Source organism: Ruegeria sp. HKCCD7559, assembly GCF_013110575.1.
Lineage (GTDB): Bacteria > Pseudomonadota > Alphaproteobacteria > Rhodobacterales > Rhodobacteraceae > Ruegeria.
Map to the genome: position 1 here is coordinate 215,009 of NZ_WVQU01000001.1, position 26,392 is coordinate 241,400.

At 55.7% G+C, this 26,392-nt stretch carries 27 protein-coding genes and 3 tRNA genes; 27 read left to right on the plus strand and 3 right to left on the minus strand.

The features are described from left to right. The first annotated feature begins 158 nt into the window (after positions 1-158). From GS605_RS01065 to GS605_RS01075, 3 genes are all read left to right on the plus strand, one after another. Complete coding sequence (locus tag GS605_RS01065) at positions 159-1,631, plus strand: NAD(P)/FAD-dependent oxidoreductase (protein ID WP_171722816.1); 1,473 nt, start codon at positions 159-161, stop codon at positions 1,629-1,631. After that, on the plus strand, positions 1,632-2,618 hold the full coding sequence (locus GS605_RS01070; protein ID WP_171722817.1) for an alpha/beta fold hydrolase: 987 nt from the start codon (positions 1,632-1,634) through the stop codon (positions 2,616-2,618). Positions 2,619-2,690: 72 nt separating this feature from the next. Then, positions 2,691-2,767 (plus strand) — tRNA-Met (locus tag GS605_RS01075). Between the two features lie 385 nt (positions 2,768-3,152). Here GS605_RS01075 and GS605_RS01080 read toward each other — a convergent pair. Next, a tRNA-Thr gene (locus GS605_RS01080) sits at positions 3,153-3,227 on the minus strand. An 83-nt stretch (positions 3,228-3,310) separates the two neighbouring features. Between GS605_RS01080 and GS605_RS01085 the strand changes: the two genes are divergently transcribed. From GS605_RS01085 to GS605_RS01185, 21 genes are all read left to right on the plus strand, one after another. After that, positions 3,311-3,466 carry a hypothetical protein gene (locus GS605_RS01085; protein ID WP_171118532.1) on the plus strand — a complete coding sequence of 52 codons (156 nt, stop codon included), beginning with the start codon at positions 3,311-3,313 and terminating at the stop codon, positions 3,464-3,466. Between the two features lie 6 nt (positions 3,467-3,472). Beyond that, positions 3,473-4,741 (plus strand): UDP-N-acetylglucosamine 1-carboxyvinyltransferase, encoded by a 1,269-nt coding sequence (gene murA / locus GS605_RS01090; RefSeq protein ID WP_171634135.1) that lies wholly within the window; start codon positions 3,473-3,475, stop codon positions 4,739-4,741. Further along, positions 4,738-5,214 carry a DUF2948 family protein gene (locus GS605_RS01095; protein ID WP_171722818.1) on the plus strand — a complete coding sequence of 159 codons (477 nt, stop codon included), beginning with the start codon at positions 4,738-4,740 and terminating at the stop codon, positions 5,212-5,214. The genes murA and GS605_RS01095 overlap by 4 nt, the downstream gene beginning before the upstream one ends. Beyond that, complete coding sequence (locus GS605_RS01100) at positions 5,215-5,736, plus strand: GNAT family N-acetyltransferase (RefSeq protein ID WP_171722819.1); 522 nt, start codon at positions 5,215-5,217, stop codon at positions 5,734-5,736. 61 nt (positions 5,737-5,797) lie between these two features. After that, on the plus strand, positions 5,798-7,099 hold the full coding sequence (gene hisD / locus GS605_RS01105) for a histidinol dehydrogenase (protein WP_171722820.1): 1,302 nt from the start codon (positions 5,798-5,800) through the stop codon (positions 7,097-7,099). A 98-nt stretch (positions 7,100-7,197) separates the two neighbouring features. Next, entirely contained in the window at positions 7,198-7,677 is a 480-nt protein-coding gene (locus GS605_RS01110; protein ID WP_171722821.1) for a UPF0262 family protein, read from the plus strand. 3 nt (positions 7,678-7,680) lie between these two features. Beyond that, entirely contained in the window at positions 7,681-8,133 is a 453-nt protein-coding gene (locus tag GS605_RS01115) for a low molecular weight phosphatase family protein (RefSeq protein ID WP_171634118.1), read from the plus strand. A gap of 2 nt (positions 8,134-8,135) precedes the next feature. Next, the gene (locus GS605_RS01120; RefSeq protein WP_152458860.1) at positions 8,136-8,534 is read left to right on the plus strand and encodes a ketosteroid isomerase-related protein; all 399 of its coding nucleotides are present in this window, start codon (positions 8,136-8,138) and stop codon (positions 8,532-8,534) included. Next, on the plus strand, positions 8,527-9,120 hold the full coding sequence (locus tag GS605_RS01125; protein ID WP_171722822.1) for a GNAT family N-acetyltransferase: 594 nt from the start codon (positions 8,527-8,529) through the stop codon (positions 9,118-9,120). The genes GS605_RS01120 and GS605_RS01125 overlap by 8 nt, the downstream gene beginning before the upstream one ends. Before the next feature lie 62 nt (positions 9,121-9,182). After that, complete coding sequence (locus tag GS605_RS01130) at positions 9,183-9,452, plus strand: DUF4242 domain-containing protein (protein ID WP_171722823.1); 270 nt, start codon at positions 9,183-9,185, stop codon at positions 9,450-9,452. Positions 9,453-9,519: 67 nt separating this feature from the next. Next, the gene (locus GS605_RS01135; protein ID WP_171722824.1) at positions 9,520-10,395 is read left to right on the plus strand and encodes a carbon-nitrogen hydrolase family protein; all 876 of its coding nucleotides are present in this window, start codon (positions 9,520-9,522) and stop codon (positions 10,393-10,395) included. Between the two features lie 91 nt (positions 10,396-10,486). Beyond that, entirely contained in the window at positions 10,487-10,705 is a 219-nt protein-coding gene (gene infA / locus GS605_RS01140; RefSeq protein ID WP_005978431.1) for a translation initiation factor IF-1, read from the plus strand. 11 nt (positions 10,706-10,716) lie between these two features. After that, a complete protein-coding gene (locus GS605_RS01145) occupies positions 10,717-11,295 on the plus strand; it encodes a nucleoside triphosphate pyrophosphatase (RefSeq protein WP_171722825.1) in 579 nt (192 codons plus the stop codon). Then, the gene (locus GS605_RS01150; protein ID WP_171722826.1) at positions 11,292-12,314 is read left to right on the plus strand and encodes a ribonuclease E/G; all 1,023 of its coding nucleotides are present in this window, start codon (positions 11,292-11,294) and stop codon (positions 12,312-12,314) included. Before GS605_RS01145 ends, GS605_RS01150 begins: the two co-directional genes overlap by 4 nt. Continuing rightward, positions 12,311-12,493 carry a DNA gyrase inhibitor YacG gene (locus GS605_RS01155; protein WP_171722827.1) on the plus strand — a complete coding sequence of 61 codons (183 nt, stop codon included), beginning with the start codon at positions 12,311-12,313 and terminating at the stop codon, positions 12,491-12,493. The genes GS605_RS01150 and GS605_RS01155 overlap by 4 nt, the downstream gene beginning before the upstream one ends. 79 nt (positions 12,494-12,572) lie before the next feature. Further along, positions 12,573-12,647 (plus strand) — tRNA-Phe (locus GS605_RS01160). Positions 12,648-12,811: 164 nt separating this feature from the next. After that, the gene (locus GS605_RS01165; RefSeq protein WP_171235721.1) at positions 12,812-14,017 is read left to right on the plus strand and encodes an integrase arm-type DNA-binding domain-containing protein; all 1,206 of its coding nucleotides are present in this window, start codon (positions 12,812-12,814) and stop codon (positions 14,015-14,017) included. Then, positions 14,010-15,029 carry a hypothetical protein gene (locus tag GS605_RS01170; protein WP_171722828.1) on the plus strand — a complete coding sequence of 340 codons (1,020 nt, stop codon included), beginning with the start codon at positions 14,010-14,012 and terminating at the stop codon, positions 15,027-15,029. The genes GS605_RS01165 and GS605_RS01170 overlap by 8 nt, the downstream gene beginning before the upstream one ends. Positions 15,030-15,146: 117 nt before the next feature. Continuing rightward, positions 15,147-15,347: an AlpA family transcriptional regulator gene (locus GS605_RS01175; RefSeq protein WP_171235723.1), complete on the plus strand. Its 201-nt coding sequence runs from the start codon at positions 15,147-15,149 to the stop codon at positions 15,345-15,347. 59 nt (positions 15,348-15,406) lie between these two features. After that, entirely contained in the window at positions 15,407-15,823 is a 417-nt protein-coding gene (locus tag GS605_RS01180) for an AlpA family transcriptional regulator (protein WP_171235724.1), read from the plus strand. Then, on the plus strand, positions 15,820-17,433 hold the full coding sequence (locus GS605_RS01185) for a tyrosine-type recombinase/integrase (protein WP_171235725.1): 1,614 nt from the start codon (positions 15,820-15,822) through the stop codon (positions 17,431-17,433). Before GS605_RS01180 ends, GS605_RS01185 begins: the two co-directional genes overlap by 4 nt. 153 nt (positions 17,434-17,586) lie before the next feature. Here GS605_RS01185 and GS605_RS01190 read toward each other — a convergent pair whose 3' ends face one another. Then, a complete protein-coding gene (locus tag GS605_RS01190) occupies positions 17,587-20,631 on the minus strand; it encodes an efflux RND transporter permease subunit (protein WP_171235726.1) in 3,045 nt (1,014 codons plus the stop codon). Between the two features lie 3 nt (positions 20,632-20,634). Further along, positions 20,635-21,984 carry an efflux RND transporter periplasmic adaptor subunit gene (locus GS605_RS01195; protein WP_171722829.1) on the minus strand — a complete coding sequence of 450 codons (1,350 nt, stop codon included), beginning with the start codon at positions 21,982-21,984 and terminating at the stop codon, positions 20,635-20,637. 290 nt (positions 21,985-22,274) lie between these two features. Between GS605_RS01195 and GS605_RS01200 the strand changes: the two genes are divergently transcribed. The 3 genes from GS605_RS01200 to ppk2 all read left to right on the plus strand — a co-directional run bounded on the left by GS605_RS01200 (position 22,275) and on the right by ppk2 (position 26,322). Beyond that, entirely contained in the window at positions 22,275-23,540 is a 1,266-nt protein-coding gene (locus GS605_RS01200) for an MFS transporter (protein ID WP_171722830.1), read from the plus strand. 167 nt (positions 23,541-23,707) lie between these two features. Continuing rightward, positions 23,708-24,850, plus strand: coding sequence for a patatin-like phospholipase family protein (locus GS605_RS01205; RefSeq protein ID WP_245223199.1), 1,143 nt, complete (start codon positions 23,708-23,710; stop codon positions 24,848-24,850). A 683-nt stretch (positions 24,851-25,533) separates the two neighbouring features. After that, the gene (ppk2, locus tag GS605_RS01210) at positions 25,534-26,322 is read left to right on the plus strand and encodes a polyphosphate kinase 2 (protein WP_171722831.1); all 789 of its coding nucleotides are present in this window, start codon (positions 25,534-25,536) and stop codon (positions 26,320-26,322) included. Positions 26,323-26,392 lie beyond the last annotated feature (70 nt).

Below are 26,392 nucleotides of genomic sequence, written 5' to 3' on the forward strand. Positions count from 1 at the left end.
TGCTTGCAATAAGCGACACGGGTCATTCCAAATAATTTTGTCCCTGCGTAACGAAAAAGACGCCGGGTCATTGTTACCTGTGTGACCTACTTCACAGCCAGGCAAGTGCATAAATCTGCAACAGATAAACGCAGGGTTGTTTCAGAAGGCACTCACTCATGCACCACAAAACAGAGATGCTGATCGTCGGCGCCGGGTTTGCCGGGCTGACGATGGCGCTTGAGGCGCGCAAGCGCGGTATCAAGGATATCGCGATTTTGGAAAAGGCCGATGATATCGGGGGGACATGGCGCGAAAATACCTATCCCGGTGTCGCCTGTGATGTGCCGTCGCATCTGTATTCCATGGCGACCCATCTCAACCCGCATTGGAGCCGCGCCTATGCCGGTGGCGCGGAAATTCAGGCTTATCTGCAAAATGTCGCGCGTCAGGAAGGGTTGTATGACCTGTGCCATTTCCGGCAGGAGCTGAAATCGGCCAGCTGGGATGGCGCATATTGGCAGGTCGAGACGATGGAAGGCCAGTGCTGGTCGGCGCGGTTTCTGGTCTCGGCCATTGGCGCACTTCATTATCCCAGCATTCCGGATATCCCCGGCGCCGACAGTTTTTCGGGGCCCAGTTTCCACTCGGCCGAATGGAAGCACGATGTCGATCTGACCGGCAAGCGCGTGGCGGTCGTTGGAACCGGCGCATCCGCCGTTCAGTTTGTACCCGAGATCGCCAAGATTGCAGGCCAGGTCACGATCTTTCAGCGCAGTGCGCCTTACGTGATGCCGCGCCCGGACGGCCCGATTGCGCCCTGGGTGCGCGGCCTTTACGCCCGGTTTCCCATATTGCCCCGCATTCGGCGCAAGCTGATATTCATGATCTTCGAATTTCGCCACCGCGTGTTTCGCGGCGAGGAACGCGCGGTGAATTTTGCCTTGGGAATGTGGCGAAAGGCATTGGAGCGCGCCATCACCGATCCGGTCGAACGGCGGACTCTGACCCCCGACTATCGGATCGGCTGCAAACGTATCCTGAGTTCGAACGATTGGTACCCGACCCTGGCCCGCGACAATGTCAGCGTTGTTCCGAAGGGCGTCGCTCGAATCGAAGGTGACACGGTCATCGCGGCGGATGGCACCCGGACCAAGGCTGATGTCTTGATCTGGGGCACCGGGTTTCACGTAACCGACGTGGTCGAGCGTCTGGACATTACCGGTACGGACGGGCTGACGCTGCGCTCTGCCTGGTCGGATGGCATGTGCGCGCATCTGGGTACCGCAGTTTCGGGTTTTCCCAATTTCTTCCTGCTTCTGGGGCCGCATACCGGGTTGGGGCACAACTCGGTCGTGCTGATGATCGAGGCCCAGGTTGGCCATATCGGCCGGGTCCTGAGCGAGATGCAGCGCGAAGGGTTGTCCGCAATCACTCCAGACGCCGCAAAACAGGCGGCGTTCACGCGGGAAATGCACAGCCGCCACGCGGACGGCGTCTGGCAGGCCGGCGGCTGTACATCCTGGTACATGGATGCGGAAGGCCGAAACACGACCTTGTGGCCCGGCACCGTTGCCGAGTTTCAGAAACGCATGGCACAATCAGGGTTGGAGCAATACGGACCCGCCGCCCCTGGCAATGGAGAAAACTGAATGACAACCGTTCTGATCGCAATCGCCGTCCTTGTTGCGGTTCTGTTTGTCTTGAACCTGTGGACCCGGAAGATTACCCGCCGGGGTCGTGAAACCGTGCCGCAGCTGGGTCAGATCACACCCGTTCGCGGCGGCAGCATCCACTATGTGGAAAAGGGAAATCCCGAGGCGCAGACCATCGTCATGATTCACGGTCTGGCCGGGCAGTTGCAGCACTTTACCTATGCGCTGGTGGATCTTCTGGCCGACGACTACCACGTTATCGCGCTGGACCGGCCGGGATGCGGGTATTCAACGCGCGATACGGCCGAGCTGGCGCAATTGCCCCACCAGGCTGGCATGATTGCCGAGTTTCTGGACAAAAAAGGCGTGGACCGCGCCGTTCTGGTCGGCCATTCACTGGGGGGCGCGGTTTCACTAGCGATGGCACTGGACCATCCGGCCCGGGTCGCCGGTCTGGCGCTGCTGGCGCCGCTGACGCACAAACTGCCCGAAACCCCGGCGATCTTCAAACCGCTTGAGATCCGCTCCGAATGGATGCGCAGCCTGATCGGCAACACGCTTGCCGTTCCCCTTGCGTCCAGAACCGCGCCGCACACGCTGAGCGCAGCGTTTGATCCGGAAACCCCGCCGGACGACTTTCTGGACCGGGCAGGCGGCGCGCTTGGCCTGCGGCCTTCCGCCTTTGTCACGGCCTCTCAGGACGTTGCCGGGGTCGATGCAAGTATCAATGCGCAGGTCGCGCGCTATCCGAAACTGACTGTCCCCGGGGGCATCTTGTATGGCCGTCAGGACGCGATACTGTCACCGCCGCTGCACGGGCCGACAATGACCGAGTTCGGGCTGAGTTACGAAGAGCTGGACGGGTTCGGCCACATGATTCCGATCACAGAGCCCGAAATCTGTGCCGTCTTCATCCGCAGGATGACCGACGCGACCACATCCCCTCGAACATCCTTGCAGGCCAGGCCATCAGAGCAGGCGTGAAAGAAATCTTGAGGTTGGTTGATTTCCCTCTTGACCCTCCCGGGCCCCTCGCTTACATCGCCTCTCACTCACGGCGGAGTAGCTCAGTTGGTTAGAGCAGCGGAATCATAATCCGCGTGTCGGGGGTTCAAGTCCCTCCTCCGCTACCAAAACCCTTCCCATTTTGTTGAATGGTTTGAGGCCGCAACGCCGGGGATCCTCCTTCGCTTGTGTATCTACGTATCCAGCCGGCAACACCCGTCTTTGTGCAGATGCTGCCAGCTTGTTCTGGCGTGCCTTGTGCGTCAGATCCGCCCCATGCCGTTAAACAGCCGGGGGTCTGCGTCCTTGATCGCCCGGCGGCCGTGCTTTACCCGTGTGTGTTGTCGATCACGGCGATATCCCCGTCCTGCCAGTTGATTTCGACCGTGCAGCTTTCGGCGATGTCGTGTTCTTCGTTCGTCAAGAAAACCTCCGCCGCCCCAAATCAGGGAATTTACAGGAAGTGTCCCGAGAGTCCGAGCATATCTACAACATCGACTAAATCGGAAATCATGGTGCTGCTGGAGAGAATTGAACTCTCGACCTCTCCCTTACCAAGGGAGTGCTCTACCTCTGAGCTACAGCAGCGCTGTGGGCGGGTGATTAGACTCAAACGAAACGCGGCGCAAGGGTGTCTGGACGGTTTTTTTCGCCTCCTGTAGAGAAAGATCATGACGAATAAAAATTCACCCAAAAAACAAGGCAAATCCGGGGATGCGCGCGAAGAGCGGCTGAAAGCGGCGCTGAAGGCCAATATGGCCCGGCGCAAGGCGCAGGCCAAGGCGCGGGCGACCTCTGGGGACAAGGCCGACAAGGACAAGGGATAAGAGCAGATGGATTCGATTCTGGTGACGGGCAACGGCCCGCTGAATGGTCAGATACCGATTGCGGGGGCCAAAAACGCGTGTCTGACGCTGATGCCTGCAACCTTGCTGAGCGAAGAACCGCTGACGCTGACGAACGCACCACGCCTCAGCGACATCAAGACCATGACCGCTCTGCTGCAATCACTGGGGGCCGAGGTGTCGTCGCTGCAAGATGGTCAGGTGATCGCGATGTCGAGCCATAGCCTGACCAGCCAAACGGCGGATTATGACATTGTGCGCAAGATGCGTGCCTCGAATCTGGTGCTGGGCCCCTTGCTGGCGCGGTTCGGGCAGGCGGTTGTTTCTCTGCCAGGTGGCTGCGCGATTGGTGCCCGTCCGATGGACTTGCATGTGGAAGGGCTCGAGGCGCTGGGCGCCGAGATCGAGCTGAAAGACGGGTATCTGCACGCCAGGGCTCCGGGAGGGCTGAAAGGCGCGGTGCACGAGATGCGCTTTGCCTCGGTCGGTGCCACCGAAAACATCGTCATGGCGGCGACGCTGGCCAAGGGCACCACGGTGCTCAAGAACGCCGCGCGCGAGCCCGAGATCGTCGATCTGGTCGAATGCCTGCGCAAGATGGGTGCGCAGATTTCGGGCGAGGGCAGCTCGACCATCGAAATTCAGGGCGTCGACCGGCTGCACGGTGCCACCCATCAGGTTGTCACCGACCGGATCGAACTGGGCACCTATATGCTGGCCCCGGCGATTTGCGGTGGCGAGGTCGAACTGCTGGGCGGGCGCATGGCGCTGGTTGAATCCTTTGCGGCCAAGCTCGACGCGGCGGGGGTCAGTGTCACCGAAACCCAAAACGGCTTGAAAGTGGCGCGCAAGAACGGCCGTGTGCAGGCTGTGGATGTGGTGACCGAACCCTTCCCGGGCTTCCCGACCGACCTTCAAGCGCAGATGATGGCGCTGATGTGCACGGCTGAGGGCACCTCGGTTCTCGAAGAACGCATTTTCGAAAACCGCTTCATGCATGCCCCGGAACTTGTGCGCATGGGCGCGAATATCGAGGTGCACGGCGGCACTGCCACCGTCACGGGTGTCGAAACCCTGAAAGGCGCCCCGGTGATGGCGACGGATCTGCGGGCTTCGGTGTCGCTGATCCTCGCCGGATTAGCGGCAGAAGGTGAGACGACGGTAAGCCGGGTCTATCATTTGGACCGCGGATATGAACATGTGGTGCGCAAGCTGGAAGGCGTGGGCGCAAAAATCGAACGGATCAAGGGCGAATGACGGACGCAAGTTTTGAAGACGGGCGCGAAGCCCCGCTGAATCTGGGGGCTGAGGATGCAGATGACCTGAAGGTGATCTCGACCCTGGTGCAGGATGCGGTTTTTCCCGTGACCGAGATGAAATGGCAACCGTCGCACCGCCGCTTTGGCCTGTTGCTGAACCGTTTTCGCTGGGAAGACAAAGATGCCGCCGCCCGCCGTGACCGCCCGTTTGAACGGGTGCAGTCGGTGCTGGTCTTCGATTCCGTTCTGTCCGTGTCCAGTCAGGGCATTGATCGCAGCGAGAAAGACATGGTCATGTCGCTGCTGTCCGTCGAATTCGAACCCGGTGAGGATGGCGCGGGCCAGGTCTTGCTGACCCTGGCGGGTGACGGCGCGATCCGCCTGACGGTCGAGGCGTTGGATGCCACGCTCAAGGACGTCACGCGCCCATATCGGGCCCCATCCGGCCGGGCGCCGCAGCACCCCGAATAGATGCAGAACAAGCGCGGCATTTCTCAGGCGTTTTCAAATGTGCCCGAGGGTATTGCCCTGCGTCCCGCGACCGTGTTCGATGTGTTCGACATCAGTCGCGTGCTGATACGGTCGATCACGCAGCTTTGTGTGGCCGATCACAACAACGATCTCGACCATCTGGAACAATGGACCGCGAACAAAGACCCGGCGACCATCCGGGGCTGGTTCAAGCCGGGATCACAGATCTGGCTGGCCGAGCGTGAAGGGCGGGTGGCCGCGGTCGGTGGGTTGTTCGAAACCGGCAAGATCACCTTGCTCTATGTTGACCCGGATCACGTCGGCAGCGGGGTGGGGGCCGCGTTGCTCAACCGGCTGGAACGGCAACTGGCTGCGTGCGGCTGTACCGAGGTGCATCTGGACGGCACGAAAACCGCCCGGGAATTCTATTTGCGCCACGGCTGGAAGGTCACCGGTCAATGCAGTGACAGTCGGGACCTGACCTGCTTTGCCATGCGCAAATCGCTGCACCCCCAGGGCTGAGGGTTGAGGCCGCGCCCCTTGGGCGATATGTCCCGTGGCGCAACGCCCGGAGTGCCAGATCATGCCCGTTTTCCTTGACGCCACATCACCCGATTTCGAAACCGCCTTTCAGGCCCTGCTGTCCGCCAAGCGCGAGGACAGCCCGGATGTGGACGCGGTTGTGGCGCAGATCATCGACGATGTCCGCAACCGGGGCGACGCGGCAGTCATTGAATTGACCGCGAAATTCGACCGGTTGGAGCTGACGCCCGAAACGCTGGCCTTCAGCGCTCAGGAAATCGCGGACGCGGTGACGCAGGTCTCGGCCGAGGATCGCGCGGCGCTGGAACTGGCCGCCGCCCGCATCCGGGCCTATCACGAAAAGCAGATGCCTAGTGATCACAGCTGGACGGATGAGGCCGGGGCCACGCTGGGCTGGCGCTGGTCGGCGGTTTCTGCCGCAGGGCTTTACGTGCCGGGCGGGCTGGCTTCTTACCCGTCATCGGTGCTGATGAATGCCATCCCGGCCAAGGTGGCGGGGGTTGAACGGCTGGCCATCGTGGTGCCCACCCCGGACGGGCAGGTGAACCCGCTGGTGCTAATGGCAGCGCAGCTGTCGGGTGTGGACGAGGTCTATCGCATCGGCGGCGCGCAGGCCGTGGCGGCGCTCGCCTATGGCACCGACACCATCGCGCCGGTCGACAAGATCACGGGCCCGGGCAACGCCTTTGTTGCGGCGGCCAAGCGCCGTGTCTTTGGCAAGGTCGGCATCGACATGATTGCGGGCCCTTCCGAGATTCTGGTTATCGCCGACAAGAACAACGATCCCGACTGGATCGCGCTGGACCTGCTCAGCCAGGCCGAACACGATGAAAGCGCGCAGTCGATCCTGATCACGGATGATGCCGCTTTTGGCCAAAGCGTCGCTGAGGCGGTCGAAAAACGCCTCGAAACCCTGCAACGCCGCGCCATCGCCGGGGCCAGCTGGCGCGACTTCGGCGCCATAATCACCGTCCGTGATCTGGATCAGGCTGCAATCCTATCGAACCGTATCGCCCCGGAACATCTGGAGCTTTGCGTCGCAGACCCGGTGGCGCTGAGCGAAAAAACCATCCACGCCGGGGCCATCTTTCTGGGCCAGTACACACCTGAAGCCATCGGTGATTATGTGGGCGGTCCCAACCACGTGTTGCCCACCGCGCGTTCGGCACGGTTTTCGTCAGGCCTCAGCGTGATGGATTTCCTCAAACGCACCACGCTCAGCCAGATGACCCCCGAAGCCCTGCGCGCCATTGGTCCTGCCGCCGAACAGTTGGCGTGCTCGGAAAGCCTCGAGGCGCATGGCCTCTCGGTCACCGCGCGCCTGAACCGCCTGAATGGCTGAAATGACGCAAAGACCTGGCGCATATGGCGTTTCTGTGCGTTGCCCGTTGAATATCATTGCTATAGGTCTGTGCTGACGCAAGGAATGTGACTGTAAAGATGACCCGCATCTCGCATATCGAACTGGATGATAGAAATCTGCCGCCGCCCACGCCCGAGATCGAGCAGGAACGCAAGGTTGCCATCTATGATCTGCTGGAAGAAAACAGCTTCTCGCTGCCCAAACGCGACGACCGCGTTGTGCCCGAAGGCCCCTATCGCCTTCAGCTTTCGATCCGCGACAAACGGCTTGTCTTCGACATTGAAACCGAGGCCAACGAAAAAGCGGCCGAGTTTCACCTGTCGCTCGGTCCCTTCCGGCAGGTGGTCAAGGATTACTTCCAGATCTGCGAAAGCTATTTCGATGCGGTGAAATCACTGCCGCCCAGCCAGATCGAAACCATCGACATGGCCCGCCGGGGTATCCACAACGAAGGCAGCCGCGTGTTGCAGGAACGGCTGGAAGGCAAGGCAGATGTCGACACCGACACCGCCCGTCGCCTGTTCACGCTGATCTGCGTTCTGCATTTTGGGGGCTGACGCGTGAAGCCTCTGCCGCAGTCGGTCTTGTTCTGTTGCGACCACAACGCGGTTCGGTCCCCGATGGCCGAGGGGCTGATGAAGAAATTCTATGGCACCGGCACCTATGTTCAGTCCGCCGGTGTGCATAACGATCTGGAAATCGACGGCTTCAGCATCGCCGTCTGCCACGAGGTCGGCGTAGAACTGTCCCGCCACCGCTCGCGCTCCTTTGACGAGATGCAGGAATGGGGTGATGACCTCAGCTCGTTTGATCTGGTGGTAGCGCTTTCACCCGCCAGTCAGCGGCAGGCGCTGGAACTGACCCGGGTTTTTCACCTCGATGTCGATTATTGGCCAATAATGGACCCTACCGGGTTGGGCGAGACCCGCGAAGAAAAGCTACATCACTACCGACAGACCCGCGATCAGATCATCAAACATCTGAAAGACCGCTGGGGCGAACCTACGGAGTGACCATGAACCAGACCGTCAAAACCTATTTCGAAGCCTTCAATGCCGGTGACGTGGATGCCATGCTGGCCTGCCTGTCCGATGACGTGGCCCATCACGTGAACGAAGGCCAGATCCGCATTGGCAAGGACAAGTTCGCCGCGTTCTGCGCGCATATGAACCGCTGCTACAAAGAAAACCTGACCGACATCGTCGTGTTCGAAGCCGAAGGCGGCACCCGCGCCGCAGCCGAATTCATCGTCAACGGCACCTACTTGGAAACCGATGATGGCCTTCCGGATGCGCATGGCCAGACGTACCGCCTGCCTGCCGGTTCGTTCTTCGACCTGAAGGATGGCAAGATCACCCGCGTCACCACTTTCTACAACCTGGCAGACTGGACCAAACAGGTTTCGAATGGCTGAGGTCACCGACGTCCGCCCCCTGACCGGAGCGGCACTCGGGGCCGCTCTGGACGATGTCGCCCGCCTGCGGATCAGAGTGTTTCACGCCTGGCCCTACCTCTATGACGGCGATCTGGAATACGAACGCAAATACCTGCAATCCTACCGCGACAGCGACAAGGCCATCGTGATTGGCGCCTTCGACGGCGACCGCCTGATCGGCGCCTCGACCGGCGCACCGCTGACTGACCACGCTGACGATTTCGCGGCGGCCTTCGAGGGCTCCGGGCTTGACCTGCATGACATCTTCTATTGCGCCGAATCGGTGCTGTTGCCCGACTATCGTGGGCAGGGTGTAGGCCACAGGTTCTTTGACGAACGCGAAGCCCACGCCCGCGCGCTGGGTTTCACCAAATGCGCATTCTGCGGCGTGCAACGCCCGGCAGATCATCCGATGCGGCCCGACAATTACCGCCCGCTGGATGCCTTTTGGCGCGCGCGGGGATACACGCCTTTGCCCGGTGCGATCGCACAGTTTTCGTGGAAAGATATTGGCGAAGAAGGCGAATCGAAGAAACCCCTTCAGTTCTGGATCCGGGATCTCTGAACGCCAAACGCAAAAAAATTCCCGAATCATGGTAGTGTTGGGTTTTCTGTGGGGGAATTGCCATGAAACGCTATGTTATCGAACGCGATCTTCCGGGTGTCGGTTCCATGTCCGGTGACGAACTGTGCGGCGCGTCTGCGAAGTCGAACGAAGCGCTGGCGCAAATACCCGGCGTGCAGTGGGAGCATTCCTATGTTGCTGGTGACAAGACCTTTTGCATCTATCTGGCCGAGAGCGAGGACGCGATCCACAAGCATGCGGAACTCAGCGGGTTCCCGGCCAACACGGTCACCGAAGTGACCACGATCATCGATCCGACGACCGCAGGGTAATTGGGCTGTACTCCGGTCTGCGTCCGCGACTAAGGTCACGCGAATTTGACCGAACGGGGACGCTGCCATGAAAGTCGCAACTGCCGCCTACAACCTCGACTGGCTGAATAGCTGGGCGCAATTCGAAGACAAGCTTGAGGGGTGGGTGTCCCAGGCCGCAGGGCAGGGGGCCGAATTGCTGGTCTTTCCCGAATATGGCGCGATGGAGCTGTCGACCCTCGAAGGGGCCGAGATTGCCGGCGATTTGGAGCGGTCGATCCGGGCCGTGTCCGACCGGATGGAGGATGTACAAAACCTGCACACCCGCCTCGCCAAGACGTACAAAACCTACATTCTGGGTGCGTCGGCGCCGGTTGTTGATGGCCCCGGGCGTCCGGTGAACCGTGCCGCCTTCTACGCGCCGGATGGCAGTTTCGATAATCAGGACAAACAGATCATGACCCGGTTCGAACGCGAGGATTGGGACATCGCCCCGGGCGGCCCGCTCAAGCTGTTCGACACCGCACTGGGCAAGATCGGTGTGTTGATCTGTTATGACAGCGAGTTTCCGTTGCTGGGCCGCGCGCTGAGCGAGGCAGACCTGATCCTTGCGCCATCCTGTACCGAAGCGCTTTCGGGTTACTGGCGCGTGCGGATTGGCGCAATGTCAAGAGCTTTGGAAAATCAATGCGTTACGGTCATGGCCTCGCTGGTCGGGAACAACCAGTGGTCCGAGGCGGTGGATATGAACACCGGGACCGGAGGCGTCTTTGGCCCGCCCGACAAGGGGTTCCCGGCCACCGGTGTGCTGGCCGAAGGCACTTTGAATCAGCCGGGCTGGACCTATGCGGATGTCGACCTGTCAGCCATCGCCGAGGTCCGCGCGGACGGTCACGTGCTGAACCGAACCCATTGGGAGGAACAGGCCGCCCGAGTCGAATCGGTCACAATATCCGCTCTTTAGGTGATTCCGCCCTTGAAATAAGGCCGAAATAGGCTCATTTAAGCGCACACCCCCGCAGATTCTGCGGGTGCAACGTAATGATGGAGACAACATGGCCAAGGAAGATACGCTCGAATTTCCCGGTGTCGTGAAGGAACTCCTGCCTAATGCGACGTTTCGGGTCGAGCTGGAAAACGGCCATGAGATCATCGCACATACGGCAGGCAAGATGCGCAAGAACCGCATCCGTGTTCTGGCCGGCGACAAGGTTCAGGTCGAGATGACCCCATATGATCTGACCAAGGGTCGGATCAACTATCGCTTCAAGTAACGCCTGCCGCAATGGCGTTCATTCTCGGATCGGGCAGCCCAAGACGGCTGGACCTGCTGGCCCAGCTTGGCGTGCGGCCCGATGCCATTTGCCCTCCTGACATCGACGAAACGCCCTTGAAGGGCGAGCTTCCGGTTCCGTATTGCCACCGCATCACGCGCCAAAAAGTGCAGGCTGTTCCGGCAGATAGAGGTGACGTTACCCTATGTGCAGATACCACCGTGGCCTTGGGGCGTCGGATTCTGGGAAAGCCCGAGGATGCGGGGCAGGCGGCAGAGTTTCTGCATTCCCTGTCTGGTCGTCGTCACCGCGTGATCACCTCGGTTGCGGTCCGGCGCGGAGACCGTGTGCTGCAGCGTGATGTCGTCTCACAGGTCAAGGTCAAACGTCTGTCGGATGTCGAGATCAACGCCTATCTGGCGACCGGAGACTGGCGCGGCAAGGCAGGCGCCTATGCGATTCAGGGGCCCGCGGGGGCTTTCATTCCATGGATTTCGGGGTCGTTTACCGGCATCGTTGGCCTGCCCCTGTCCGAGACCGCGGCCTTGCTGCAAGGCATCGGCTATCCACTGTATCGAGAGGCATCATGAAAGGTCGCACCATTGTTCTGGACCACATCCAAGGCCGCGAAGCGGCTGCGCTGATGGTCGACGGCAAGTTGGATGACTTCTTGATCGCCACAGACGCACCCGCGCCCGGCACGATCTATCGCGCCCGCGCTGATCGCCCGGTCAAGGGGCAGGGCGGAATGTTCCTGACCACACCAGATGGCCCTGCTTTCCTGCGACAAGTCAAAGGCTTGGGTCCCGGTGCCCTGTTGTTGGTACAGGTTACCGGCTTTGCAGAGCCCGGCAAAGCCATACCGGTGAGCAATCGCATCCTCTTCAAAAGCCGCTATGCGATTGTTACGCCGGACGCTCCGGGCCTGAACATTTCGCGCAGTATCAAGGACGAGGACACACGCGATCAACTGCTTGAAATCGCCCACGAGCAGATGGGTGACAGCGCCTATGGATTGATCCTGCGCTCCTGCTGCGCTGGTGCGGATGCCGAAGAGATCTCGGAAGACCTCTCGGCCATGTTGACGCAGGCCGAGCAGGTGATGAATGACGACGGGACCGAGCCTGAACTTCTCAGCGAAGGTGACAGCCCCCATATCCTTGCCTGGCGCGACTGGACCGACCCGGCCGAAGTCGTGACACAGGCGGGCGGGTTCGAAACCCACGGCGTTCTGGATGCGCTGGATACCGTGCGTGGAGCGTCCGAGCCTTTGCCGGGCGGAGGGTATCTTTACATCGAACCCACACGCGCGTTGGTCGCCGTGGATGTGAACACCGGAGCGGACACCTCGCTGGCGGCGGGCACCAAGGCCAATTTCGCCTGCGCCAAGATGCTGCCCCGTGCTTTGCGCGTACGTGGGCTGGCTGGTCAGATAACGCTGGACCTCGCTCCCATGCCAAAGAAGGATCGCCGCGGGTTTGAGTCCGCTTTGCGTGCCGCGTTCAGATCAGACCCGGACGAGACGATTCTTGCAGGCTGGACCCCGCTGGGCCACTTTGAGTTGCAGCGAAAGCGTGGTCGCGTTCCTGTAATGGAGATCCTGAAATGAACTGCCCGATTTGCGGAGGCGAGACCGAGCAGAAGTTTCGTCCGTTTTGTTCCAGGCGGTGTGCGGACATTGATTTGGCCAAGTGGCTGAACGGGTCCTACTCGGTTCCGTCGCAGCGCGAAGATGACCTTGAAGCCGAGGATGACACGCAGGACTTCACGCCAAGGCGACCGCATTGAAAAAATGTGAAAAAGCCTCTGGACACCGCTGGTAGCAAGTCATAGAAGGCCCCCACCCAACGACGAACGTCGTTCCCGTGCCCGGGTAGCTCAGGGGTAGAGCAGTGGATTGAAAATCCTCGTGTCGGTGGTTCGATTCCGCCCCCGGGCACCACTTTAACATCCAGTTGCGTCCGATTTTGACTGGTAGTAGCTTGTAGTTGCAGGATTTCTACTGTCGGATTGACCGATGTTGTCCTGCCACGTGCGCTGTAATCTACCCCCAAATGGGGTACCAAATTGGGGTACGTGCCACCTGGTGACTGGAAGGTACCCCCAATGCCTGTCTTGAGCGACGCACGGATTCGGGCTCTGAAACCTAAGGAGAAGCCCTACAAGCAGGCCGATTTTGACGGGCTTTATTTGCTGGTGAAGCCGAACGGTTCGAAACTCTGGCGCTTTAAGTATCGTTGGCTCCAAAAGGAAAAGCTGCTGGCGCTGGGCAAGTATCCTGAAGTGACACTGGCCGATGCGCGACGGAAACGGGACGACGCCCGCAGCCTGATCGCAAATGGCGAAGATCCTTCCAGCGTGCGCAAAGACAAAAAAGCCAGAGAAGAGGCAGAGAACAAAGCCACTTTCTCCAAGTTGGCGATAGAACTGCTGGAAAAGAAGCGCAGCGAAGGCCGTGCCGAAGCAACGCTGACTAAGACCGCCTGGTTTCACCGGCTACTTTCCGCAGACATCGGGAAAATGCCGATCACACAAATAACAGCACGGGATATTCTGGTTCCGCTGCAGAAGATGGAAAAAAAGGGCAATCACGAAAGCGCCGTACGGATGCGGTCTGCTGCCGGGGCCGTCTTTCGCTATGCCATCGCCCTGGGACTCGCCGATAACGATCCGACCTATGGTTTAAAGGATGCCCTGATCAGGCCCCAGGTACAGCACCGCGCGGCAATCACTGATCCGGCGCAGGCCGGTGCATTGCTACGGGCTATCGACGGGTTTTCCGGTCAAAGAACGACGCGCCTCGCATTGCAACTGCTGGCGTTGACTGCCCTGCGCCCCGGAGAGTTGCGAATGGCGGAGTGGGATGAGATCGATGAAGCCAGAATGGCGTGGACCGTTCCGGCACATCGCGCCAAGATGCGGCGGCCTCACACAATACCGCTGTCCCGCCAAACCTTCGATCACTTGAAGGAACTTCGCGACCTGACGGGCTGGGGCAAGTTACTCTTTCCATCGGTACGTTCATCCAAGCGCTGCATGAGCGACAATACTTTGAATGCCGCGCTGCGCCGCATGGGGTATGAGAAGGACGAGATGACGGCGCATGGCTTTCGGGCAATGTTTTCCACATTGGCCAATGAATCAGGCTGTTGGCATCCGGACGCCATTGAGCGAGCACTCGCCCATGTGGAAAAGAATGAAATCCGCCGGGCATACGCACGCAGCGCACACTGGAATGAGCGAGTTGAGTTGGCACAGTGGTGGGCAGATCAGCTTGATACGATGAAGAAGGAAAAACTGGGACATGATTGAATGTGAACAGGCCCCGGTAAAACCTGCTGAACACTTGATGCAGGCTTGGATCTATCAGAACAGTTGGTCTCTTGAAGAAGCCGTCCTGTTGGCGCTGGGCATCTCGCCAGAAGATGCCGGAACCGCACAGGTGCTGGAAGACCATAGCGCGCTATTGACCAGAGCGAAGCGGTCAGGTGAACGATTTGGCGCACCCGAGTTCTGGCTTTGGTGGGCGGAACGTAACAACCTGCCGTTCCATACGGATTGGTGGCTTGCCGTCACGCCGGAAGGCCCGATCGCTTTTGATGGCCAGCATTTTGCTCATCGCAGACAGGAAGTGCTCTCCCCCAAGTACGCCAGACAGGAACGACGTCTGATCGGGGAGTGGGCTCGAAAACCCTATTGGACAGCCCGCGAGGCAATCGATTTGTCCCTGAATTTCAAACCATTCACTACAGATGGTTGGCGTGGGAGCGGCCCGGAAACCGGGGAGACGATTCGTGAGCGTGACGACAGGTTCCTGATTTTGGAAAGGGCGTTGGAGATAGGGGAGATCAGTGAGAAGGCGCCTGCCAAGGACTATCTGCACTGGCTGGCGAAACGGGGGTATTATGTGTCCCCTGCATGGCGGCGTGCTGTGGGGATGCCGGGTCACAACAACCGGCACCCGGATAAGGTGGTCGAGAATACAGAAACCGTCGCAGAGAACGAGAAACTTCGAGATATGCTGCGAGCGAAAGATGAGCGCCTGTCTGAATTGGACGCAAAACTAGAGGCCTCTTCCTCTGCCGAAAACAGCCGGGCTCAAAAGTCTGCTAGCACTACACGGATCGCAACGCTTCAAAAAGCCCTCATTGCTTGCGCAGTGGACGGCCACAGTTATACGCCCATTCAAAAACGCTCTGAAGTGCCGAAGCAGATTGCGGACAAAGCTGCTGAACTTGGCTGCGGGGTGGACCAGCAAACGGTTCGTAGGCTTCTAAAGGAGGCCAGTGAGTTGCACGTCAACAGCAACTATTGGAGCGACTGAACCCCTTAAAAGTATAATTCACATCGTGGATCCACGATCGAGTTTCGTGGATCCATGCTGCACAAGATCGGACCTCGTCAGCCTTAGAGCATCTGTAACAAACATAGATGGCTTACGATGCGTTTTGACGATCTTCCCGACGACGCGCTACTGCGCGAAAAGCAGATTCTGTATCCCCACGGTCCCGTACCTGTATCCCGTTCGACGTGGTGGGCAGGCGTCCGCGCTGGGCGCTTCCCCCAGCCAGTACACCTCGGGCCTCGTACCACAGCTTGGCGTGTTGGTGACATCCGCGAACTCCTGCGGGAGGGCGCCTGATGCACCAGTTCCCGAACTTTTCTCTTCCCAAAACCGGGCATCTCTGAATGGAGGTGCGGATGGTTAAATACAGGCACGATTCCGCAATGGGGGATCTGTTCGCAGATCCCTCTAATGCCGCATCGCACCCGTCCGAACGTGTCACGGACAAGGGCGAGGCACAGGTTCAGAATCAGTCGCAATCAAACCCGCCTGCTCTGACGTCAGTGCAGGTTGCCGCATTGGAAGCAAAAGAGGCTAAAAACCTCGGCGAAGACGAGCGCTATCTCAAAGACGTCGAAGTGGCCAAACGCTTCGGCATCGCCCGCCAAACGGTCTGGAAGCGCGTGGAGCTTGGTGTTCTGCCAGCACCGATCAAGCTTCCCCCGAACAGCAGTCGCTGGCGCCTGTCCAGCCTGCTCGCGTTTGAGGAAAAACTGGCTGAGGCATCGGACCAAACCAAAAAGAAAAGTCGCAAATCGGGGCGCGTGATATGACGCGGGCCCACTACAAAGTGAAGGTCTGCCAGGACCAGGTCTATTCGGTGGAAGAGCTTTGCAAAATCTACAACGTTCGCCGCAATGCCATCACTGACTGGATGAAATCCGGACTGCGGAAATCGGACGATCAGCGCCCTTTTGTTTTTCGTGGGGCTGAGCTGCAACGCTACCACAATGGCCAGAAACGCAAACCGCTGGCTAAACTGAAGCAGGGTGAGTTCAATTGTTTGAGCTGCGGCAGCGCAGGTTATCCTGCTCCTCAGTCGATCTCGCTCAGGACAACCTCCAGTAGTCGGTATATGGCAGTGGGTGTCTGCGGTGCCTGCGATGCCCAGGTAACAAAGTTACTGAAAGCGACAGAATACGACAGCATGAAAAAATGCCTCATGTCGGGTACCAGCCTGGCTCTGATAGACGAAAGTAATTGTGAGATCCCAGCTGATACCGGGAACAAACCCGACTTTCGCGAGACGGTTTGGTACCCGACAAACGATCGGATCGTGCATGAGTGGCAAATCTATGCTGGGCGCTTTGAGACTTCGACCAAACGCGCCCATCTGCGGAGCATCCGCATGCTGGAGGTTTTCCTAGGAGGCAAAGCCTTCGAAAAGGTCACGCCAAAGGACGCCGCAGACTATCGTGATCATTTGGTCAATCTTGGCCAAACGCTCAAAGAGCATGGCGGTTTGGGTAATTCTACCATCCGGCACCACGCGTCGCAGGTTCGCCAGTTCTTCGAATGGCTCCGGCTTCAGGACGGCTACAAGCGTTTGAGTCAAAACATCCCGCTCTATCTGGAGCTTCCAAAGGCGGTACACGCCAAAACCCTGCCGCGTGATGATCGCGACTATTTGACGATCGAGCAGGCGGAAAAGATGTTGGAGGAGATGCCAGATCGCACAATTGCAGAGCGTCGTGATCGTGCCATGGTGGCTTGTGCTTACACCAGTGGGTTACGTGCCGCAGCGCTCACTACACTTAGACTGAAACACATTGACCTCTATAAAAGGGAACTAGTTCAGAACGCCTTAGAAATGCGCGCGAAAAATGGGAAGAGCTTTCGCATTGTATTCTTCCCGCGCACTGAAGCCTTCCAAGAGGTCCTTGTAAACTGGCTTTCGGAGTTGGTCGTACTGGGTTTTACCCAAGACGACGCTGCCTTCCCTGAGCTTGCACATCTGAAACAACGCGGTTCAGAGATCAGCCCCGTACCCCCTATGAAATCGTCCTCAGCCGTGAGCTGTGCCTTTAATCTCGCCACCTCCCAGATCGGACGCAAATGCACACCGCACTCTGTTCGTGATACGCTTAAGGCGCTTGGGGATGAGCTTTGCACCTCTCCCAAAGACCGCAAAGCCTGGTCCCTAAACCTTGGTCATACGAACGAAAAAATTACTGAAATCTACTATGGAAAAATGTCGGACCATCAACGTCGCAGCATTATCGAAGGGCTTTCTACTGGTAGTTTGCTAACCGCCAAGGAAAACGCAATGGTGCTCGATTTTTATGAAAGCCGCTTCGAACGGGGCAGTGACGAGTACAACATGGCCAAACGTCTGGCCGAAAGGCGTGCGGCTGCCCGCGATGGAGATGAGGTGCTGGAGTAGGGGTCATTTAACGCGCTGACCGCGAGCCGCATAGATGCGCAGAAAGCAGACCGTGGAATTTACGAGAACGGCCTAAAAGAAGTTGTCTTTCACCAAACGAAGAACATGCTGGGGTGTGGTCAGGCAAGCATATGGGAATTTTCAGATCAGTGATTAAGCCGCTGTTTCGTCTTCATTTATTCTAAAGAACACTGAGTACAAAGTTGGCACTACTATCAGTGTAAGAACGGTCGCAAAACTCAAACCGCAGATGATCACCACTGCGAGTGACTCGAAAAACGGATCCCACAGCAAAGGCATTACTCCAAGAACAGTAGTAAGTACGCCCAGTGACACTGGGCGGACGCGTAGAACAGCTGAGTCAACAACAGCCTGCAGCCGAGGTTTTCCACCAGCAATCTGAGTATCGGTTTCGTCAATAAGGACGATAGCGTTTTTGATTAGCATCCCTGTTAGAGACAAAACACCCAGTATTGCCATAAATTCGAGCGGCGTTCTGGTTGCCGCGAGCCCCCAGACGACTCCAATGAGAGCCAGAGGTACTGTCAACCATATGATAAGTGGCTGACGGATTGCGTTAAACAAGAAGAAAACAACGACAATCATCGCTCCGAACCCAAGCGGCATAGTCGAAGCCAAACCGTCGTTTGCGCTTTGCGAGTCCCCATACTCACCACCCCATTCAAGAGAATACCCACTTGGCAATTTGATTGCCTCTACCAGTGGTCGGACATGAGCGAAAAGATCGCCTGACAGTACTTCTGGTGCGTTGTCGGCTTGTGCGGTGATTGCAAGCTTACGGTCTATGCGCCTAAGGTTCCCAGCTTCAAAAACAAGTTCAAATCGGTCTACAACTTGAGATATTGGAATGTATCCTCCGGCTACGTCGCTATAAACTTGGATGTTTTTTAGGTCACTGATCTTGTTTCGGTCGGTTTCGAATGGGCGCATAACTATGTCCAACAAGTTGTCGCCTTCGCGGTAAACCCCTATCGGCGCCCCTACTTGATGCCAGTAAACGGCCCTTGATATTTCCGCTTGGGTGAGACCCAGCCTGCGGGTGTTTTCTGTGTCAATAACTGGCCGAATTACCTGTTTTTGCTCGCGCCAGTCGTCTTTTATCGCGATGGCTCCGTTTTCAGCGAATATCAGTTTTGCCTGTTCAGCTAGTTCGCGAAGTACAACGGGATCGGGTCCAGAAAATTCGGCTTCGATTTTCGATCCACCACCAGGGCCCAGTACAAATTTCCAAACTTTTGCATATGAGTCAGCGTAGTTTTGGTCAATCCAAGACTGAATTTCCGGCTGTAGTGCATCGATCTGCCGATAATCCTCTACGTCCACCAAAATTTGACCATAGGCAGGGTTCTGGTCTTCACTATCGTATACCAACATGAAGCGTAAATGCCCGCTGCCCACAGACAGATTTGTAGAGGTGACACCTGGTAGAGTTAAGAGATGCGCTTCAATCTCTCGCATGTCCTGACTGGTTTGTTCAATGTCGGTTCCCTCTGGCAAAAAGTAATCCACTACAAATTGCGCTCTGGTGCTGTTGGGAAAGAAGCCCGGGGGTACTAACGCAAACCCTGCGATCGCAGAGAGAAAGAGCGCAACAACAAGCCCCACCGTAAGGTACCGGAATCGGATCGCATACGCGAGGAGCGAACGATAACCACGGAGAATCGCGTTCTCTGCAGGCGGTTTTTCCGAGGTAGGCTTCAGCAGTAGAGTGCAAAAATAGGGCGTGAGCCATATCGCCACCAACCACGAAAAAAGCAATGAGATCGAGATGGTCCAGAAGAGGCTCCCGGCGTATTCTCCAGTGTTGTCCGGTGAAAAGCCAATTGGGGAAAATGCCAAGAGTCCTACAACTGTTCCTCCGAGTAGCGGCCATTTGGTTTGATTTACGACAGAGATAGCAGCGTCGCTGGTGGCTTCACCGCGTTGAACGCGGACCAACGTACCTTCGACAACGACAATAGCGTTATCGACCAGCATGCCGAGCGCAATAATCAGCGCGCCTAGTGAAATCCTTTGCATGTCGAGCCCTAAGAGCTGCATGCCGGTAAGCGTGCCTGCGACTGTGACCAACAGAATACCCCCCATGAGTATTCCGGATCTTAACCCCATAAAAATAAGCAATATGCCTACAACGATGATGAGCGCCAGAACCACGTTCATGACAAAGTCGTTGATCGATTCTTTTACCGAAGCAGACTGATCAGAGATTGGCAAAATCTGGATTCCGATTGGTCTTAGGTTCTCCAACTCGTTTATCCGTTGCTTTACGGCTTCGCCCATGTTCACAACGTTTCCGCCTAGGCTATTGGAGATTCCAATTCCAATCGCAGGCCGACCATCTCGAAATAGTAGGGGGCTTGCGGGTTCAACGTAACCGCGCGACACGGTTGCGATATCTGAAAGTCGAAATGATGCTCCGCTACTTGGCACAGAAACGACTAGGTCTTTGATAGCGTCAATTGAGGCTATTGCCGCCGACGGCCGTATCTCTATGCGACGCGAGTTGGACTTGAGAGAACCCGAGGGCGCTACGAGGTTTTGTCCCTCCAGAACTTGGCCAATTTGCTGTGGTGATATTCCAAGTTCTATTAACCTTGCAGGTGCATATTCTACAAAGATCGCTTCATTCTGTTCACCACTTAAGATCACCTTGGAAACACCACTGACTGCAACCAACTCCCTCTGGAGCTCCTTCGCGTACTCATGGAGCTCAGCTATAGAATAGCCATCGCCAACAATCGCAAAATACAATGCATACACGTCGCCGAAGTCATCGTAGACCTGCGATCGGAGTGCGTTCGGCGGAAGACTTGTTTGGGCGTCAAGTATCTTTGCGCGCAATTGAGCAAATCTTGCGTGAAGCGACGGAAAATCAGGCGTCGTGGGGATTGTAAATTCGACTGTCACAGTGCTGAGTCCGGGTGATGAGACTGACTTTACCTCTTTTACCCCTTGGAGCTCTTGTAGAGCATTTTCAATTACCTCGGTGACTTCTTCTGAGACTTCTTCTGCAGTGGCACCCGGATAAGGGGTTATGACCTGAGCTTGTCTGATTATGAACTCAGGATCTTCGAAACGAGGAAGAGTTAAGTATGCAAAGTAGCCAGCCACCAAGATGAGAATGGTCACCAACGCCGAAATAAGGCGTTTCTCAATTGCAAACCTTGCAAGATCCATTTGCTACTCACCAACTTTTGAGATTGGGCGAACCACCATGTCATCCTGCAGTTCGCTCAATCCTGCAGTGACAATCATGTTCCCTTCTTCAAGACCCGATCTCACGAACACGAAGTCGTCAGATATTTCCCCCAATTCAACCGGTCGACGACTAACGGTATTGCTGGATCCATCAAGCAGCCAGACATATGGGGAACCGTCGGGGCTTGCCGCTAGAGCCGAAAATGGAACGACAACTTGCGTATCGCTTTGCCTGTTTGCCCTAATAATCACGCGCGCTACCATCCCAGGTAGTACAACCAAGTCTTTAGGAGGAGTTACTGATAGACGACCACGATAGGTTTGTGTCGCTGCGTCAGCTTGCGTGGTAAACTCGACGAGATCTGCGTTCATTTCAACTCCCGGCAAGGAGTCAAAAGTAACCACACTTACAACATTGTCGAAGCCGATTGACGACATCGCGATTATGTCAGCGCCGGGTAAGTCATAGCTTACATCTACAGTCGATAGGTCTTGGATTAAGGCGATGGTTTCACCGGCTTGAACATTTCGGAAATTGTCCACGTTGCGCTTGGCAATCGTTCCATCGAATGGCGCTCGAAGCGTTGCATCAGAAAGGTTGTTTTTTGCCGACTGAATTTGTGTTTTAAGGCCGCGGATTGCCGCTTCTGCTGCAATTATTTCTTCCGGCCTCCCACCGACTCGACCAATTGTAAGCTGCTCCTCTCGCGACACCAGTTCGGCTTCTGCCAGACGAAAAGCAGCTTCACGTTGTTGGTACTGCGCAGTAGGAATTATACCCCTTTCCAAAAGCTGAGCAGAGCGGATGTATTCCTCCCGAGCTTGGTCTCTTTGGGCTTGAGCTGCCTGAACCGAGGCTTCTAAAGCTGTAATTTCTTCAGGGCGTGCACCTGACCTCAGCACAACCAAATTCGCCTCTGCCTCTTCTAGTTGGCTGTTGAGCCTTGCAACCTCGACTTCGAAGTCGCGCGTATCTAGTTGGGCAACAATACCTTCCCGCACTACACTGCTTGAGGCCCTAATTGGTAACTCTGTAATTCGTCCACTTACACGAAAAGAGAGTTCAACCTCCCTCGAAGGGTAGACAATAGCAGGATAAACTCTTTCAAAGTCAGACGAGGCTTTTACAACAGTGAATACTTTTGCTGGTCTTACCGTTGCGGGGGTATCTTGTGCTGCGGCCACGATGGGAAAAGCACTAAACAAAACAGCCGCAAGTGTCCCTAGGAAGTTCAGAGGCATATTTTTCACCTGCTTATTCGAAGCTGCTACCTTGTTGGGCATGAGAGGCTTCGCGGGAGAAGAGATCGATTGAAACAACTCTGCCAGCATCAGAGGCTTTTCACAAATTAATGTGAGCCAAAATGGCTCAGCATAAAAATAGGTTAATGGATGAAGTTTATTGTTGTATTGCTGAGCTTAAGCCGAAAGTAGGTCATAATACTTTTGCGAAAGTCTGAAGTTCCACTGTGGCATCTGGCGGTCTTAGTGTCAGTAGAGCTCAATGTTATCAACACAAAGAAGTAGCATTGATTTGTGGAAGATACTGCGCGTCTACTTGAGTAGAAGCGACAAGTAAGAAAAACTTACCGAGCCTCGGTGCAACTTGGAGCTAGGGTGCATTGGCAATCAGAAACCAAGTTCTCAATCTTCAATCACTCTTCATTGCAATGGCTGCTGTTCAACTGGCCACTGCTGGATCTGGTACTTTGGTTCCGCTCGCGTTTTCTGAAATTGGGGCGTCTCAAGAAGCCGCCTCGTTTGCGGCGTCCGCATACTCTGCAGGATTTTTAGTTGGGTGTTTTGTTGTCGCCAGATCGATTGCTGATATTGGCCACATCCGTGCATTTGCTTCTGGAGCAGCTATCACGATAGCGGTGGCCATCCTGTTCTCAGTTTCCGCTAGCACCCCGTTCCTTGTCTTTTTGCGCTTCCTAACCGGATTGGCGACTGCAGGACTCTTTTCGATCGGTGACACTTGGCTCAATGAAACTGTGGAGGACAAGAGCCGTGGAAGAGTTCTCGCAGTCTATGCGATAATAGTCGGTGTTGTCGCCGTGTTCAGTCAGTTTTTAGTTTTTGTCGTGCCTGGAGATATTCGAGAGGCATTCGTTTACGTTGCTTTGTTTTACTGCGTTTCGATTGTGGTTATCTCGACCACTCGCTCATCTCCTCCCAACAATGAATCCAACGTACCCATTCGAATGCGCGGATTATTCAAAGACGCCCCGGCCGCAGCCATAGGCGTGTTCGCCATGGGGATGGTGTCTACAACTTTGTTGAGCGTAGTCCCCTACAATGCTGCTCAGCTAGGGGTCGCCATTTTTGATGTGGCCCTTATGGTCGCCATAGTTTACCTCGGGCGTGTCCTTTTTCAGTTTCCGCTTGGATGGCTATCCGACAAGATGGACCGGCGGATAGTAATCTTGATAGCTACGGTCACCGCGACAGTAGTTCTTCTTCTTATGGCGGTTCTGGTCGACGTGGACTACGACCATAGCGTCAATTCATTCGACTACAACTCAATCGGTTTCGCGGTGCTTTCCATCATATTGGTGTTGCTGGGTGGTAGCTTGCTCACCCTTTATTCTTTGCTTGTGGCGCACGCGTTGGACCGAACGGTTCCGGTTTTTGTGTCTTCGGCGGCGGTAACCATGTTATTGGTTTGGACTTTAGGATCTATTACCGGTCCCCTGATCGCGAATGCCGCTACAACTTACTTCGGTGACATCGCGCTCTATTGGGTGAATTTTGCAGTAATGCTCTGTTTTGCTTTGTATTTGGGACAAAGGATATGGTCAGTTGAACCTGTGTCTCGTGCTGAGCAGACGTCCCACACCGACGTCCTACCAACCAGTACAGAAATGGCCCCTTCAGAGAAACGTTGACTCTATGATAAATACGTTTTCATTTAGTATGCTATGCTTTAGCGCGGCCCAAAAGACTGCAACGCTCAATGCGCTTTGAGGGCCAAAACGACGAACAAGAGTATTGGTCCAAGACAGTGTACTGGCCTTTGTTTTAGTTTTATCCAATGGAGCTGGGAGTGGAGAAGATGGGGCGCATGCATTGGAGTAAGCTGTGTGTTTTCCTACTGCTGTTTTTCCAACTAGGGTGCTCAAGTATTTCCAGAAACCCGGTAGACGAGACAGATCTCAAGAACCCGCAGGTCCCAGGCATCGAAGGCGCTCGTTATTGGGCTGATGTCGCTCCTTCCAATATCAGTGAACTTCTTGAAGAGGCCCATCGTCAAAGGCGCGCTTCGAAACTTTCTTCAGATTACACACTAACACTATCGGGCGGTGGCGAGGATGGAGCCTTCGCCGCCGGTATTCTGTCCGCATGGAGCGAGTCCGGCACGCGCCCAGAATTTATGGTCGTTACAGGGGTTTCTACAGGCGCGTTGGCCGCGCCATTCGCCTTTCTGGGTTCCGACTATGATTTTGATCTCAAAGAGCTTTACGGTGGGCTACCACCGTCGCGGATATTCAGGGGCCGATTTGTAACAGGCATCCTAAGTGGTTCCTCTGTCAAAAGCTCTGACCCGTTAAAACAACTTATCGAAACTTACATAACCGACGATTTTCTATCGCAGATTGCCAAAGAACATCGTCGCGGACGGCGGTTGTTGGTTCAGACGGTGAGTTTGGATGCACAAAGACCAGTGCTGTGGGATCTGGGCGCCATCGCGAACAGTAATTCACCAAACGCAAAAAAGACATTTGGTGATGTCTTGCTCGCATCCGCGGCAATTCCGGGTGTTTTTCCTCCGGTTTTAATTGATGTTGAAACTGAAGAAGGTGTCCGGGATGAACTGCACGTTGACGGTGGTGTATATTCTCAAACCGCGTACGTGCCGGGATGGGATATCCCCAGAAAATACGCGCGCGGCGGAAAACTATACGCGATACGCAACGGGAAAGTGGAACCTGAGTTGAGGGTAACAGAGACAGGGGTCTTCAAAGTATCAGCGCGATCACTTTCCACGCTTATCAAAGCTCAAGGTGTTGATGATTTAAGATTAGCCTACAAGCTCAGCCTTCAAAGAGGCGCAGAATACCGGGCAACATGGATTGGAGCGGACTTCGACCATCCTCTAAGCGAGCCGTTCGACCCAGAATATATGCGGGCGCTGTTTGATTACGGTTATTTGCGCTTTAAGTCGGGGAACCTTTGGAGCGATCATCCGCCGAGGTAATGCACAGTTGTTGTCTAGTAGAACGTAGCTTAATCTGGCTTGTCAGCTAAATCACAGTCTTTAAAGTATCTAATTATGTCGATGAGTGAATCTGAGCGCAATCGGTTAAGACTATGGCGCCGCTGGCAAATCAGCTTTGATCATTTCAAGTATCCTCCTCCTATGCAGAGGGTGCATCAAGCTCTTGTTATTCATCCCCAACCATGGACCACTCGGGGTTTAGCTAAGTATACTAACCTCCCTCAGACCAGCGTAAGACGGCAGCTTCATCTTCTGACTAACCCGAACATACAGCGTGTTGACGATGGGTTTCAAATCACAGAAATGGGTTTGGCTTTAAACTGGACTGTACACCGCGAGCTTACAAAGTTCGTCCGAGGAGGGCATCGTTTCAGCCAAGAGCTAATTCTTGCCCACAAGCAATCAACTGGTGCGAACGGTGCGGGTGGGGCCGATTATGAATGGCTGTCCACACATGTCTGGTGGCCAATAATAGAAGCGCCGGAAATTCTGGACGCTTAGGTTGTTGGATAGTTTGACTTGCCAGACTGTGGTGGTCTGGACGAGAGAATTGCCAGTTGATTGTAAAGTTTAGCGCCTAGGTGATTTCGAAGACTCTAGGAAACGAACTCACCTTAAACCCACCTAAATTAACTACTACTGTTAAGTGGGAGGAGAAGGAAATGGCGACAAAGACAAAAATCTCCAAAAAGTCCTATGAGGCAGAACTAAAGAGATTGCAGGTCGAGCTTTGCCACCTCCAAGGTTGGGTGCAACGAACAAAAGCGAGAGTTGTTGTAGTATTCGAAGGGCGCGACGCTGCAGGAAAAGGCGGCGTCATCAAACGCATTACCGAGCGTGTAAGCCCACGAGTGTTTCGGGTCGTTGCGCTTCCCGCTCCAAGTGATCGGCAAAAAACCCAGGTCTACGTGCAGAGGTATTTTGAGCATCTCCCTGCAGGAGGTGAGATCGTCCTTTTCGATCGCAGTTGGTACAACCGCGCGGGTGTTGAGCGGGTCATGGGTTTCTGTACAAACAGTGAATACGAAAACTTCCTTACAGATGTACCTGGATTTGAACGATACCTGGTCAGAGAAGGGATCATCCTTCTGAAGTACTTTTTTGACGTCACTAGAGAGGTTCAACAAGAACGGTTTAAGGATCGCATGATCGATCCAAGGAAGCACTGGAAGTTGAGCCCGATGGACTTGGAGTCATGGGCGCGTTGGTGGGACTACACCGAAGCCTATGAACGTATGATTGCGGAAACAGACAGCGATCACGCGCCTTGGTTCCGTGTCCCGGCAGACAACAAACGTCTTGCCCGGCTGAACTGCATCTCACATTTACTTCAATCGATACCTTACGACGAGGAACCATTCGTTCTCCCTGAATTGCCAAAGCGTCGAAAACACAGGAAAGGTGCTGCAAAGTCTATTTCGTTCGAACATACCGTCCCGCAAAAATACTAAGCAACCCTAGGGTGGGAGCAAATCCTTTCAAACACCATTGTAACCAAAGGCTGCTTCATATCTGACGTCA

What these genes read in the sequence shown, in the direction of transcription:
- GS605_RS01130 (WP_171722823.1), top strand. Translation starts at nt 9,183, where the DNA reads ATGAAACGCTATGTTATCGAACGCGATCTTCCGGGTGTCGGTTCCATG.
- murA (WP_171634135.1), top strand. Translation starts at nt 3,473, where the DNA reads ATGGATTCGATTCTGGTGACGGGCAACGGCCCGCTGAATGGTCAGATA.
- GS605_RS01145 (WP_171722825.1), top strand. Translation starts at nt 10,717, where the DNA reads ATGGCGTTCATTCTCGGATCGGGCAGCCCAAGACGGCTGGACCTGCTG.
- GS605_RS01135 (WP_171722824.1), top strand. Translation starts at nt 9,520, where the DNA reads ATGAAAGTCGCAACTGCCGCCTACAACCTCGACTGGCTGAATAGCTGG.
- GS605_RS01065 (WP_171722816.1), top strand. Translation starts at nt 159, where the DNA reads ATGCACCACAAAACAGAGATGCTGATCGTCGGCGCCGGGTTTGCCGGG.
- GS605_RS01195 (WP_171722829.1), bottom strand. Translation starts at nt 21,984, where the DNA reads ATGCTGGCAGAGTTGTTTCAATCGATCTCTTCTCCCGCGAAGCCTCTC.
- GS605_RS01180 (WP_171235724.1), top strand. Translation starts at nt 15,407, where the DNA reads ATGGTTAAATACAGGCACGATTCCGCAATGGGGGATCTGTTCGCAGAT.
- GS605_RS01125 (WP_171722822.1), top strand. Translation starts at nt 8,527, where the DNA reads ATGGCTGAGGTCACCGACGTCCGCCCCCTGACCGGAGCGGCACTCGGG.
- GS605_RS01175 (WP_171235723.1), top strand. Translation starts at nt 15,147, where the DNA reads ATGCGTTTTGACGATCTTCCCGACGACGCGCTACTGCGCGAAAAGCAG.
- GS605_RS01100 (WP_171722819.1), top strand. Translation starts at nt 5,215, where the DNA reads ATGCAGAACAAGCGCGGCATTTCTCAGGCGTTTTCAAATGTGCCCGAG.
- infA (WP_005978431.1), top strand. Translation starts at nt 10,487, where the DNA reads ATGGCCAAGGAAGATACGCTCGAATTTCCCGGTGTCGTGAAGGAACTC.
- GS605_RS01070 (WP_171722817.1), top strand. Translation starts at nt 1,632, where the DNA reads ATGACAACCGTTCTGATCGCAATCGCCGTCCTTGTTGCGGTTCTGTTT.
- GS605_RS01170 (WP_171722828.1), top strand. Translation starts at nt 14,010, where the DNA reads ATGATTGAATGTGAACAGGCCCCGGTAAAACCTGCTGAACACTTGATG.
- GS605_RS01110 (WP_171722821.1), top strand. Translation starts at nt 7,198, where the DNA reads ATGACCCGCATCTCGCATATCGAACTGGATGATAGAAATCTGCCGCCG.
- GS605_RS01085 (WP_171118532.1), top strand. Translation starts at nt 3,311, where the DNA reads ATGACGAATAAAAATTCACCCAAAAAACAAGGCAAATCCGGGGATGCG.
- GS605_RS01190 (WP_171235726.1), bottom strand. Translation starts at nt 20,631, where the DNA reads ATGGATCTTGCAAGGTTTGCAATTGAGAAACGCCTTATTTCGGCGTTG.
- GS605_RS01155 (WP_171722827.1), top strand. Translation starts at nt 12,311, where the DNA reads ATGAACTGCCCGATTTGCGGAGGCGAGACCGAGCAGAAGTTTCGTCCG.
- ppk2 (WP_171722831.1), top strand. Translation starts at nt 25,534, where the DNA reads ATGGCGACAAAGACAAAAATCTCCAAAAAGTCCTATGAGGCAGAACTA.
- GS605_RS01185 (WP_171235725.1), top strand. Translation starts at nt 15,820, where the DNA reads ATGACGCGGGCCCACTACAAAGTGAAGGTCTGCCAGGACCAGGTCTAT.
- GS605_RS01205 (WP_245223199.1), top strand. Translation starts at nt 23,708, where the DNA reads ATGGGGCGCATGCATTGGAGTAAGCTGTGTGTTTTCCTACTGCTGTTT.
- GS605_RS01120 (WP_152458860.1), top strand. Translation starts at nt 8,136, where the DNA reads ATGAACCAGACCGTCAAAACCTATTTCGAAGCCTTCAATGCCGGTGAC.
- GS605_RS01095 (WP_171722818.1), top strand. Translation starts at nt 4,738, where the DNA reads ATGACGGACGCAAGTTTTGAAGACGGGCGCGAAGCCCCGCTGAATCTG.
- GS605_RS01165 (WP_171235721.1), top strand. Translation starts at nt 12,812, where the DNA reads ATGCCTGTCTTGAGCGACGCACGGATTCGGGCTCTGAAACCTAAGGAG.
- hisD (WP_171722820.1), top strand. Translation starts at nt 5,798, where the DNA reads ATGCCCGTTTTCCTTGACGCCACATCACCCGATTTCGAAACCGCCTTT.
- GS605_RS01150 (WP_171722826.1), top strand. Translation starts at nt 11,292, where the DNA reads ATGAAAGGTCGCACCATTGTTCTGGACCACATCCAAGGCCGCGAAGCG.